We start from the raw sequence: 13173 nt of genomic DNA on the forward strand, positions 1-13173 counted from the left end.
TACATTAAAATACACTCTCTTAAAAAGATTAATATCTATTAGTTTTTAATATCCAATTATTATATTTTTCTATTTTATTATTTAATAAATCATAATTATTTAACTTCCATTGCCAATTAGGGCTACCTATAGTTGATGGAGTGTTAATTCTTGCTTCATCATCTAAATTTAATATATCTTGGATAGGTATTACAACAAGATTTGATACACTATCTAAACATCTATAAATCATTTTATCTATAATATTATCTCCGTCATATGTATCAAACATTTTTTTAATATTTTCTTGGTCTTCTTTATCAAAGCTATTATATGCGCCTTTTAGAGTTTGATTATCGTGAGTACCAGTATATAAAATAGTTTTTTCTGTTTCTTTAAAATCATTGTTAGTTTCTTTTGGATTTAGTTCAAATTGTAATATTTTCATACCACTTAATTTATAATAATCTCTAAGTTCTAATACTTGTGGTCTTAATTCTCCTAAATCTTCTACAACTATTTTTATATCTGGCATAGTTTCAAATATTTTATCAAACAAAGCATAACCTGGAGCCTCTACCCATTCACCTTCTATAGCCGTTTCACAACTAGACGGTATTTTCCAATAAGTATCAAATGCTCTAAAATGGTCTATTCTTATAATGTCATATATTTTTTTATTCCAATTTAGTCTATCTATCCAAAATTTAAATCCATCTTTTTCTAAATAATCCCAATTATAGATAGGGTTACCCCATCTTTGCCCTGTTTTACTAAAATAATCTGGTGGTACACCTGCTATAAACGTTGGATTGCCCTTTTCATCTAATAAAAAGTTTTCTTTATTTTCCCAAACATCAACAGAGTCTATCCCTACATATATAGGTATATCACCTAATATTTCTATTCCATTATCATTTGCATATTTTTTAAGCTCAAACCACTGTTTATAAAATAAAAATTGAACAAAATTTTCATACTCTATACTATCTTTTAAGTTATTTAATTCTTCTTTTGTATCTATCCATTTTTTATCTTGTTCATTCCATTCTATCCAACATTTTAAATTATTATTTTTCTTTAATGTAATAAATGTTGCATAAGTTTTAGCCCATTTATTTTCTTCTTTAAATTTTAAAAATTCATCTTTAAAAATTCCTTTTTCATTCATAGTAGAAAATGCTTCTTTAAAATATTTTTGTTTAAATATTCTTGCTTTTTCATAATCAACTTTTTCTTCTTTATAATCAATACGCTCTATATTTTCAACAAGTTGCATTTCTTTTAGCTTTTCAATAGATATATATATTTCTTCACCTGCATAAGATGAATAAGGTTGATAAGGTGAATTTCCATATCCAATAGGGTTTAGTGGTAATATTTGCCATACTTTAAATTTAGCTTTTTTAATTATATCTACAAACTTGTAAGCCTCTTTACCAAAATCTCCTACATATTGTTTGCTTGGTAAAGAAAATATAGGCATTAATACTCCTGCTTTTCTATCCATATAATCCTCCATTATAATACTATTTTAATTTCCAAATATCTTTGTTATACTCTTCTATTGTTCTATCTGATGAGAAAAATCCTGCTTTTGCTATGTTTATTAACGAAGATTTTAACCATTTTTCTCTATTATTATAATCTTCTAATGCTTTATCTTTTGTTTTTATATAATCTTCTATATCTAATAAAGTCATAAACCAATCTTTGTTTAATATTTCATTATATAATCTTTCTAAATTTTCTTTTCTACCAACAGATAAAACTTTTTCATTTATTATAAAATCTACAACTTCTTTTATTATTGGGCTTTTTTCATAATAATCTTTAGAGATATAATCCTTATTTTTATAGTGGTTTATAACTGCTTCAGATTTTTCTCCAAATATATAAATATTTTCTTCACCAACAAGCTCACATATTTCTACATTTGCTCCATCCAAAGTACCTAAAGTTAGTGCTCCGTTTAACATAAATTTCATATTACCAGTTCCGCTAGCTTCTTTACTAGCTAAAGAGATTTGTTCTGATATATCACAACCAGGAATAAGTTTTTCTGCTTTAGACACATTATAATTTTCTATAAATACAATTTTAATATATTTAGATACTTCTTCATCTTTTTCTATAATTTCTTGCATACATAATATAAAATGTATTATATCTTTTGCTATTATATAAGCAGGAGCTGCTTTAGCCCCAAAAATAAAAGTTATAGGCTTAGTTGGTATATTACCTTTTTTTATCTCTAAATATTTATACACAATATATAAAGCATTCATTTGTTGTCTTTTATATTCGTGTAATCTTTTTATTTGTATATCAAATATAGAATTTTCATCTATATCTATATTTTGTGTTAATTTTATATACTCTTTTAATTGTTTCTTTTTAATATTTTTTATTTCACCTATTTTATTTATAACATTTGTATCATCTACAAAGTCTAATAATTTTTCTAACTTTGTAGCATCTTTTTTATATTCATTACCTATTAAAGACGTAATATAATCTGATAGCTCATTGTTACAGTGTAACAACCATCTTCTAAATGTTATACCATTAGTTTTATTGTTAAATTTTTCTGGATAAATTTTATAAAAATGATTAAGCTCTGAATTTTTTAATATATCTGTATGTAATTTTGCAACACCATTTACACTATATCCAAAATGTATATCTATGTGTGCCATACGAACTCTTTCATCTTCATCTATAATATAAACTTTAGGGTCATCATATTTTTCACATACAATCATATTTAAACTTTCTATAATTGGCATAAGATGTGGTACAACTTTATATAAATATTTAATTGGCCATTTTTCTAAAGCTTCTGCTAAAATTGTATGATTTGTATAAGCACAAGTTTTAGACACAATATTTATAGCTTCTTTTAACCTTATACCCTCTTGCATTAATAAATATATAAGCTCTGGTATAATCAATGTTGGGTGTGTATCATTTATCTGTATTGTTACGTTTTTATATAACTCTTCTAGCTTATGCCCTTTTAACTTTTCCTCTTTTAAAATATATTGTGCACCACTACTAACCATAAAGTATTGTTGGAAAATTCTTAATAAATGTCCTGCTTCATCGCTATCATCTGGATATAAAAATAACGTAATATTTTTTTCTATATTTTCTTTATCAAAATTTATTCCCTCTAAAACAATACTTTCATCTACAGTTTCTAAATCAAATAAATGTAGCTTATTTATCCCTTCATCATACCCTATAATATCTATGTCATACATTCTAGATACAACTTTTTTATTTCCAAAGTTTATATCAAAAGTTGTATCTGTTTTTTCAAGCCAACTTTCATTTTCTATCCATTCATTTTTATATTCTTTTTGAAGATTATCTTCAAATTTTTGTTTAAATAAACCAAAATGATAATTTAGACCTATACCATCACCACTAAGCCCTATGCTTGCAATAGAATCTAAAAAGCAAGAAGCAAGTCTACCAAGTCCACCATTGCCAAGAGATGGCTCTGGCTCTATTTCTTCTATATCTGTAAGATTTTTTTTATTTTCTTTTAATATTTTTTTTATCTCTTCATATATACCTAAATTTATTAAATTATTTGATAATAATTTACCAATCAAAAATTCGGCAGATACATAATAAACTTTTTTATTATTTTTTATAATAGGTCTTTCTTTAGCCTCTTTTTTTACTAATTCTAAAATAGAATAGTATAATTCTTCATTAGTGCAATTAGATATTTCTTTATTATATCTTTTAAATACAATATTTTGAAGTTTTTCTTTAATCATATATACACCTCATTTTTTTCGTAAATTTTCGATTTATTAAATTATACTATTTTTATTATATTTTGTCTATATATTTTTAATTATCAAATTATTTTTATGTTATTTATACTATTTTTTATTTATTTTATAGCATTTTTTTATTAATTTATTATATTTTTTATAAAATAAATTTAATATTTAAATTTTCATATTGTAATTGACTAAAATAGTTTTATACTATATATTAATATAATAGATTTATACTATATATTAATATAATAGATTTATTTATAATTAATTTTAGGAGGTGATTATATGCCTGTAAAAATAAAAGATATTGCAAAAAAACTAAATATATCTGTTGGAACTGTTTCAAAAGGATTAAACGGAGCCTCTGATATAAGCTATGATTTAACTCAGTTAATATTAGATACTGCCATAGAAATGGGCTATAAGCCAAAAAAAATGCTTAATGGCAATTCAAAAAAACTTTGTATATTTATCACTAATATGGATTATAAATCTAAAAATGATTTTGGATATGATATTATTTTAGGATTTAAAAAATGTGCTATACGTGATAATTGGAAAGTATATATAGAAGAAATTAATCACAGTTTTCAAGAAGAAAATAACTATGATAAATATATGCTAGCTAAAGGATATAGTGGTGCTTTTTTTGTTGGATTTGCATTAGATGATTTATGGTTACAAAATTTATCAAAAACAACTACCCCAACAGTTTTGTTAGATAACTATATACCTAAAAATTTTAATGTTAGCTACGTAGGAACAGATAATTTTGAAGCTTTTGATATACTAATAGACTATTTAGTATCTATTGGACATTCTAAAATAGGCTTTTTTAGTGGCTTTTTAGATTCTATGGTTTCATCTGAACGATATGATGCTTTCTTAAAAGCTATGAAAAATCATAATTTAAATATTGATAAAAACCTTATTTGTTTTGGTCATTATTCTATAGACTCAGCCGAATATCATATACCTAATATAATAAAAAACAACGCAACCGCTATATTATGTGGTAGCGACCTTATGGCCTACGGTGCTATAAAAGTTTGTGAAAAAATGGGAATAAATGTACCTAATGATATTAGTATAATTGGATTTGATGATATAGATATTTGTAAAAAGTCTACACCTAAAATAACAACTATTAAACAAAATAGACTAGAAATTGGTAAATGTGCTTATATTTCTTTAGAAGGTATTATGCGTAATGTTTGTATAAATAAAACTACTTTAAGGCCAAAACTTATAAAACGTAATTCTGTTAAAAAAATAATATAGTAATATAAAAGACTGAATATAAAATATTTTAGGCTAAATTTTTTCATTTTTATATTTTATATAAAAATTTTAATCATAAGACGAGACCTTGCCTATTATACGCCTAAGTTTTAAGATAGTTTTAATCCATTATTCATATATTAACTTGTCGTAATAACTTTATCATTACGATAAAAGGGTGTAGACAAAGTCTACACCCTTAAACTAAAGATAAAACCTTTAGTTTTATATTATCTACTTTTAGCTCGTTCAACTTTTACACTAACTTTTTTAATTTTTTTACCTTTCATACCTTTTAAAATATCTTTTACATATTTTTTAGGTACATCTAAAAATGTATACTCGTCATATATGTCAATATCGCCGATAGCTTTTCCTGGTATTCCACATTCTCCAGCAATAGCACCAACTATGTCTTTTGCTCTTACTCTTTTTTTCTTACCTACATTTATAAATAATCTAACTAATTTTTCATTATTGTCTTCTAAATCATCTTCAAAATCTATATCTTCTGTATTTTCATCATATAAGCTCATTTTTAATAAAGCCGCTGATATATCCACAGCCGATATATCTTCATTTATAATATTTTCTACAATATTTATATATTTAGTAAGGCGTCCTTCTTCTATAACACCTTTTATCTTTTCTATAAAATTATTAGTTTTAGCCTCTTCTATATCCATTAATGATGGTAATTTACCTAATTTTATTTTTGCCTTAGTATATTTCATAATATCTCTAAGTTTATATATTTCTCTACCGACAACAAAGCTAAAAGCTTTACCAGAACGCCCTGCTCTACCTGTTCTTCCTATTCTATGTACGTAATATTCTTCATCTTGAGGTAAATCATAGTTTATAACCATATCAACATCATCTACGTCTATACCACGTGCTGCAACATCTGTTGCCACTAATATTTCTATTGTACGATTTCTAAATTTTTTCATTACAATATCACGTTGTATTTGCTTTAAATCTCCGTGCAAACCTTCTGCAAAATATCCTCTACCTTGCAAATGCTCTACAAGCTCATCAACTCTTTTTTTAGTATTACAAAATATAACTACTAGCTCTGGAAAATGCATATCTATGAGCCTAGAAGTAGCCTCTACTTTTGTTTTTTCTTTTATTTCAAAATATATTTGTTCTATATTAGGAACGGTAAGTTCTTTTCTTGCAACTTTTATAATTTCAGGGTTTACAAGGTATTTATCTGTAAGCTCCATAATTTCTTTAGCTATAGTTGCAGAAAATAAAACTGTTTGTCTATCTTCTGGTATTTTATCTAATATAGCTTCTATATCATCTCTAAAGCCCATATCTAACATTTCATCTGCTTCATCTAATATGACCATTTTTACAGTTTCCATTTTTAATGTTCGTCTTTTCATATGGTCCATTACACGTCCTGGTGTTCCAACAACTATTTGAACACCTTTTTTTAATGCTCCTATTTGTCTTTCTATAGGTTGTCCACCATATACTGGTAAAACTTTTATATCATCTTTATATTTTAAAAATTTTCTAAATTCTTCACATATTTGTATTGCAAGTTCTCTTGTAGGTGATAATATAACCGCTTGTAATTTTTTATTTTCTGTATCTATCATATCTATACAAGGTAGACCAAAAGCAGCTGTTTTACCTGTACCTGTTTGAGATTGTCCTATTATATCCTTACCTTCTAAAACTTTTGTTATCGCCTTAGACTGTATAGGTGTAGCTTCTTCAAACCCCATATCTTTAACTGCTCTTACTAGCTGGTTAGATAGTTGTAACTCTTCAAATTTTAAATTTGTCATAAATAAGTCCTTTCATAAAGTAATTTACATATTTTTTTAGTATATCATTAATATAAAAAAAATACAATGTTTTTATTTTATATTTTTAAATTTTTCTTGCAAATCTTATATTTAGTTGTTATAATATTTTTGAAATAAAGCACTGTATCTTTTTATAAGAATAGTAGCAAGGAGGACTAATATGAATAATTCTTTATCTAAAAATGATAAAAAAAATTTTTCAAAAGACATTGTAAAAATATCATTATTTTCTGCTATAATTTTTACTTTGGGAATGACACCTTTTGGTTATATCCCTTTAGGAGCTTTTAAAATAGTTACCGTACACATTCCTGTAATTATAGGTTCTATAGTTTTAGGTCCTAAAAAAGGTAGTTTTCTTGGGTTTATATTTGGGCTAACTAGCTTTATTATGTCTCATCTACAACCAGCTATTACCTCTTACTTTTTTTCTCCTATTATAAGTGGTAATATATTTAGCCTTATTGTATGTTTTATACCTCGAATTTTAGTTGGTATAGTTCCTTATTTTATTTTTAACCTATTAAAAAAAATAAATTTAAATTTATCTCTTATAATAAGTGGTTTAGTTGGCTCTTTAGTAAATACTATTTTTGTTTTAAGTTTTATTTATATATTTTTTGCAGAAAAATATGCCGAAATATTAAATACTTCTTTAGACAATTTAATACCCGTTATATTGGCCAGTGTTGGTGTTAATGCTACATTAGAAGCAATAGCATCTTCCATATTGGTTTTAAGCATATGTAAAGCTATTTTTAAAATATCAAAATAAAAGGAGATAAAAATGTTATTAGCAATAGATATAGGCAATACAAATATTGTTCTTGGTGGTATAGATAAAAATAATATATATTTTATAGCAAGGCTATATACTGAAAAAAAGTTATCTTATGACCAATATACTATACAAATAAAAAATATGTTAGATATATATAATATAAATATAGAAAATATAGACGATTGTATTATATCTTCTGTTGTTCCACCAGTTTTAGACGCAATAGTACAAGCTGTAAAAATTTTAATAAAAAAAGACCCTATAATAGTAGGTCCAGGTATAAAAACAGGGCTTAATATATTAATGGATAATCCTGCTCAACTAGGTAGTGATTTAGTTGTAAATAGTGTTGCTTGTTTAAATCAATTTAAACCACCTTTAATAATAATAGATATGGGCACTGCAACTACTATATCTGTTATAGATAAAAACAAAAATTATATTGGAGGTTGTATAATACCTGGTGTTAAAATATCTTTAAATGCTCTATCTGGTATGACTGCTCAACTACCTCATATTAGTTTAGATGAACCTAAAAAAACTATAGGTACAAATACAATAGATTGTATGAAAAGTGGTATTGTTTTAGGTAGTGCATCTATGATAGATGGTATGATAGAACGTATAGAAGAAGATTTAGGATATAAATCTACTGTTGTTGCAACAGGTGGCATAGCAAATCATATAATACCTTTTTGTAAAAAAGAAATTATATATGATGATGACTTATTGTTAAAAGGTCTTTACAATATTTATATAAAAAATAAACACTAATATTAAAATATAAAAAAAGTATATAATATTTAAGGCTGATTTAAAATCAGCCTTTTTAGTTAAATAAAATCTATATCTGGTTCTATATCATTAGATGCTTCAAAATGACAGTTTTTAGAAGAAAAGTAAATACAATGAGAACAATTAGCTGTTAAAGGTTTATTATGCATTGCCTCTCTAAATGTAATAGCTTTAAAACTAGGACAATTTTTTAAATTTTTTCTTTTCAAAATATCACCTCGTAATAATATAATAAATTATACTTAATTTAACTTTAAATTTTTATATTATAAGTATATTTGTTTCATTATTATTAGTAATATTATTGACAATTTTTTTATTTATAAACATTATATAGTAATAGAAATATTATGTAATATAGAATAAATTATACATTCTTTAACTGTTTTACCACTAGATTGTTCTAAAGCTTTTTTATATAATTCTAATTGGGATTTATATCTATTTAAAAGAATATTTTTATTTTTTGTTTTATCTGTTTTATAATCTACTAAAACTAAACTGTCTTCTTCTTCAAAATATAAATCTATCATACCACTAACTAAAATAATACTATCAATATTTTTAAATTCATCATTTTTATATATCTCTTTAACATCAACACCTAAAGTAAAAGCAGATTCCCTTTTTATTAATTTAGATTTATTAATTCTTTTAACTAAATTAGTATTTAAAAACGATAATATTATATTTTTATCTAAAAATTCTAATTCTTTAATACTAATTATATTTTTTAATATTAAATCATTTAAAAATTTGTCTAATTCTATATCATTTTTTATAGAAAAATCTATATTTTCTAAAATTTTATGATAAATAGACCCTACCTCCATTGGTGTTAAACTATCTTTAGAAATGGTGTAAAATTTAGGTAAATTAAAGCTTGTATTATCATATGTTTTTAAATTATCTAAAAATTTTGTTTGATAAATTCTTTTTATTTCAGAAACGGATAAAGTAGAGCTTATTTGTTGCATTAATTTATTATTATATTGCCACGATAAATTTTTGTAGATATTATCTTTATTATCAGTATAATTTTTGTTTTTGTCTAAATTTATTAATTCGTAAAATATTTTAGATTTATTATTAGATATTTCATCTTGTCTTTTAGCATTTATTTTATGTGATAATATATCTTCATATGTAATAAAATTAACTTGCCAAATATTATTTATATCAAAGTTTTTTATGGCTGTATAAACCCACGCTAAATAATTGTTAGATATACCTTCTTTTATAAAATATCTAGGCAAAATATACTTAACACTAGGTAAAATTAATTTTTCCATTTTTTCTAAAGTATCTTTAAACTTTTTATTTATACACCCTGTTAAAATTAAATTTTCTCTAGCTCTAGTTAAAGCAACATATAAAATACGCATTTCTTCAGAATAGCTTTCTTCTTTATTTTTATATGCAATAATATTTTTTTGTATGCTAGAAACTTTCTTTCTTGGTTCATACTTATCATTACCAGTAAATATAGATATACCAAACATATAATCTTCATCAAATAAAATTGGCTCTTTTAAGTCTGATGTATTAAACCCTTTTGATAAATTTGATAAAAAAACAACAGGAAATTCTAACCCTTTACTTTTATGGATTGTCATAATTTTTACAACATTTTCATTTTTAGATAAAATAGAAGCCTTCCCATCATCACTAAATAATTTAAATTTATTTATATATGTTATAAAATTAAACAAACCGTGTAAGTTTGTTTCTTCAAAAGATATAGCTTTTTCTAAAAGGCTATATAAATTTGCTTGTCTAATATTACCATTTTCTAATAATGCAAGATAATTATAATAATTAGAATCTTCATATATGTAAGATAAAAGTTCATTGATAGATAAACTTTTTGATAAATTTTGCCATTTATCTATCTTGTCTAAAAATTTTGTACATTTATCTTTTAAAATATTATTTTCACTATTTTTTATAAATTTAAGTATATTATTATAGAAAATTTTTTCATCTGAAAATAATTTTATTTCCAATAACTCATTTGATGAAAAGTTAAAAATAGGAGAATACATAGTACCAATTAAAGCATAATCTTGTAAAGGATTAACAAGTATGTTTAATATATTTATTATTGTTTTTATCTCTGTAAAATCATAAAACCCATTAGATGTTTCTGTATATACTGGTATATTATTTTGGGATAAAACATTAGAGAATATATCAAAATTAGACTTACTACGCATTAATATTACTATATCTTTGTATTCTATTTTTCTATATTTTTTTATATCTTTATCAAATATCATTATATTATTATTAAAAAGTTCATTTATCTTTTTACAAATAAATGTTGCTTCTATTTCGTCATTAGCAATTTCTGTTATACTGCTATCTTCTATATCTTCCATTGCTTGACTACAATCTATGATATTTAATGAACATTTATTTAATATACTTACATTTTCTTCTACATTTGGAAAATTAGCTTCATTATAAAGTTTTGCATTTTCATCATAAGATACTTCTCCTAATTTATCACACATAATATTCTCAAATATTATATTAATACTATCTATTACTGAAGTATTACTTCTAAAATTAGCATTTAAATCTACCCTTTTACCTTCATTTTCATTATTAAAATATTCTATATACTTTTTGTTAAATATATTAGGATTTGCTTGTCTGAATCTATAAATACACTGCTTTATATCTCCTACCATAAATCTATTATTATAAGCTATAGAAGATAAAATCGTTTCTTGTATAGAATTACTGTCTTGATATTCATCTATAATAATTTCTTTAAATAAATCTAAATATTGCTTAGCAATACTAGTTGGTTCATCATTTTTAACAAGTATATCTAAACAAAAGTGAGATATATCACTAAATGTAAATATATTTTTTTCTTTTTTTATTGCCATAAAATAATCATCAAATTCTATAATAAGATTACATAATGTTTTTAATATAGGATAAATAGCATTTATATCTTCCATTATATCTGATATAGATTTTGAAAAAAAGTTTTTAACTATTTCATCATTAAAAAATTTTTTGTATATATCTCTTAGCTGCTTTATTTCTTCTTTTAATTCTGGTGTTTCTTTTAAAAAACTAGGTTTCCATCTTTCATATTTTAAAGTAAACACATTATCTATAAAATCTTTGTACTTTTTATCTTGTATATACATTTTCATATTATAAAAATGAGAAAATTCTTTTGTTAAAAAGCACTCTAGAGTATCTTTATTATTACTATTATTTTCAAAGTCTAAAATACCTGTTGATATAAACTTTATTTTATCACATATAATTAATATTTCATCTAAAATTTGTTCTACATAATCTATTAGCTTTAAAAATATTTTAGACGAAAAAAAATCTTCTTCTGTTGTAAATTCAAATTGTTTATAAGCATTTTCTAACCATTTTTTAGGATATGGTAAATTTTGTGCCTTAAAATATATATTTAAAAATATTTTTTTAAAATTTTCATCATTAGCACCTTTTGTAAAAGAATTTACAAGGTTTATAAATGAATCATTATTTTCTTCATAATATTTATCCAAAAAATTTTGTAAAGACTCATCTGTCAATATATCAATCTCACCTTTATCGCCTATTCTAAAATTAGGGTCTATATCAACAACCTTGAAATGCGTTTTTACAACTTTTGAACAAAAAGCATCTATCGTAGATATTTGTGCTTTATTTATTCTAACTAATTGTTCAGATAAAAACTCATTATTAGTATCTTTTTGTAACTCTATATTTATACGTTTTATAATACGTTCTTTCATTTCTTCTGCAGCATCTCTAGTAAATGTAACAACAAGTAGCCTATCAACATCTACTCTATCATTTATAATTTTATTTATTATTCTTTCTGCTAAAACAGTTGTTTTACCCGAACCTGCCGCAGCTGAAACAAGTATATTTTTGTTTCGTTCATTTATAGCTTGTAATTGATTTTTTGTAAATGCCATATTATCACCTTTAATAAATTATTGTATATATTCATCTATTTCTTGTAAAATTTTATCTTTAAAAGAAAATTCTATATTTTCAATACCATTTCTTAATTTTATCAAACTATTTTTATCATTTTCTTTTAAATATATTTTTGCTAATAATATATATACTTGACTAATATTTGATTCAAGTCTATACGCTTCTAATAATACTTGCTTACAATCTTGTATATCATCAATATTATAAAGCTCTATCCCCCATTCAAACAATGCTCTTATATAAGAATTATAATGTTCTTCTAATCTAGACACTTTATCAAAATTATTTATTCCATACATTTCTTTAAGCTCTGTATTAGTAAGGTTAGAAGGTATTTTTATCATTTCTAAATTTACTTTTCTTTTAACTATATTTTGTTTTTTTATAACTTTTTTATAAATAAGTATATTTTCATAATCCTTAAAAGGTAAATTGTTAGATGGTGTTACAAAATTAATATTTAATTTATTAAAATCTTTAATAACCATATTTGATTTTTTTTCTCTATCTATAAATTCATCTACAGATTTATCAAATCCATTACTTCTTTTTTTCAACAATATTTTATTAACTATAATAAAACTAATAACTGCAATAAATATTGGCATTGTTTTTAGTATTATAATAACTCCTCCTTTATATTTTCTTAATGTAAAAATTTTAACATATTAAATATATTTTTACAACTAAAAATCAAACTTTACTTTTTTATAAT

Annotated in this window: 9 protein-coding genes; 3 read left to right on the forward strand and 6 right to left on the reverse strand. The window is 23.4% G+C overall.

Features of this window, described 5'->3' with window-relative positions:
• Positions 1–28: 28 nt before the first annotated feature.
• Together malQ and NBW53_RS07400 are read right to left on the reverse strand one after the other, a co-directional pair.
• A complete protein-coding gene (gene malQ, locus NBW53_RS07395; RefSeq protein WP_250277634.1) occupies positions 29–1489 on the reverse strand; it encodes a 4-alpha-glucanotransferase in 1461 nt (486 codons plus the stop codon).
• Between the two features lie 19 nt (positions 1490–1508).
• The gene (locus NBW53_RS07400) at positions 1509–3773 is read right to left on the reverse strand and encodes a glycogen/starch/alpha-glucan phosphorylase (protein ID WP_250277635.1); all 2265 of its coding nucleotides are present in this window, start codon (positions 3771–3773) and stop codon (positions 1509–1511) included.
• A 294-nt stretch (positions 3774–4067) separates the two neighbouring features.
• Between NBW53_RS07400 and NBW53_RS07405 the strand changes: the two genes are divergently transcribed.
• A complete protein-coding gene (locus tag NBW53_RS07405) occupies positions 4068–5063 on the forward strand; it encodes a LacI family DNA-binding transcriptional regulator (protein WP_250277636.1) in 996 nt (331 codons plus the stop codon).
• Between the two features lie 230 nt (positions 5064–5293).
• Here NBW53_RS07405 and NBW53_RS07410 read toward each other — a convergent pair whose 3' ends face one another.
• Complete coding sequence (locus NBW53_RS07410; RefSeq protein ID WP_250277637.1) at positions 5294–6871, reverse strand: DEAD/DEAH box helicase; 1578 nt, start codon at positions 6869–6871, stop codon at positions 5294–5296.
• Between the two features lie 181 nt (positions 6872–7052).
• Between NBW53_RS07410 and NBW53_RS07415 the strand changes: the two genes are divergently transcribed.
• Together NBW53_RS07415 and NBW53_RS07420 are read left to right on the forward strand one after the other, a co-directional pair.
• The gene (locus tag NBW53_RS07415; protein WP_250277638.1) at positions 7053–7667 is read left to right on the forward strand and encodes an ECF transporter S component; all 615 of its coding nucleotides are present in this window, start codon (positions 7053–7055) and stop codon (positions 7665–7667) included.
• Between the two features lie 12 nt (positions 7668–7679).
• Positions 7680–8447, forward strand: a complete 768-nt coding sequence (locus tag NBW53_RS07420) for a type III pantothenate kinase (RefSeq protein WP_250277639.1) — start codon at positions 7680–7682, stop codon at positions 8445–8447.
• Positions 8448–8506: 59 nt separating this feature from the next.
• Here NBW53_RS07420 and NBW53_RS07425 read toward each other — a convergent pair whose 3' ends face one another.
• The 3 genes from NBW53_RS07425 to NBW53_RS07435 all read right to left on the reverse strand — a co-directional run bounded on the left by NBW53_RS07425 (position 8507) and on the right by NBW53_RS07435 (position 13066).
• Entirely contained in the window at positions 8507–8677 is a 171-nt protein-coding gene (locus NBW53_RS07425) for a hypothetical protein (protein ID WP_250277640.1), read from the reverse strand.
• Between the two features lie 120 nt (positions 8678–8797).
• A complete protein-coding gene (gene addA, locus NBW53_RS07430; protein WP_250277641.1) occupies positions 8798–12433 on the reverse strand; it encodes a helicase-exonuclease AddAB subunit AddA in 3636 nt (1211 codons plus the stop codon).
• Positions 12434–12451: 18 nt separating this feature from the next.
• Positions 12452–13066 carry a hypothetical protein gene (locus NBW53_RS07435; protein WP_250277642.1) on the reverse strand — a complete coding sequence of 205 codons (615 nt, stop codon included), beginning with the start codon at positions 13064–13066 and terminating at the stop codon, positions 12452–12454.
• Positions 13067–13173 lie beyond the last annotated feature (107 nt).

The sequence above is a fragment of the [Clostridium] colinum genome, from assembly GCF_940677205.1.
Lineage (GTDB): Bacteria > Bacillota > Clostridia > Lachnospirales > CAG-274 > Tyzzerella > Tyzzerella colina.

What these genes read in the sequence shown, in the direction of transcription:
- malQ (WP_250277634.1), bottom strand. Translation starts at nt 1,489, where the DNA reads ATGGATAGAAAAGCAGGAGTATTAATGCCTATATTTTCTTTACCAAGC.
- NBW53_RS07400 (WP_250277635.1), bottom strand. Translation starts at nt 3,773, where the DNA reads ATGATTAAAGAAAAACTTCAAAATATTGTATTTAAAAGATATAATAAA.
- NBW53_RS07405 (WP_250277636.1), top strand. Translation starts at nt 4,068, where the DNA reads ATGCCTGTAAAAATAAAAGATATTGCAAAAAAACTAAATATATCTGTT.
- NBW53_RS07410 (WP_250277637.1), bottom strand. Translation starts at nt 6,871, where the DNA reads ATGACAAATTTAAAATTTGAAGAGTTACAACTATCTAACCAGCTAGTA.
- NBW53_RS07415 (WP_250277638.1), top strand. Translation starts at nt 7,053, where the DNA reads ATGAATAATTCTTTATCTAAAAATGATAAAAAAAATTTTTCAAAAGAC.
- NBW53_RS07420 (WP_250277639.1), top strand. Translation starts at nt 7,680, where the DNA reads ATGTTATTAGCAATAGATATAGGCAATACAAATATTGTTCTTGGTGGT.
- addA (WP_250277641.1), bottom strand. Translation starts at nt 12,433, where the DNA reads ATGGCATTTACAAAAAATCAATTACAAGCTATAAATGAACGAAACAAA.
- NBW53_RS07435 (WP_250277642.1), bottom strand. Translation starts at nt 13,066, where the DNA reads ATGCCAATATTTATTGCAGTTATTAGTTTTATTATAGTTAATAAAATA.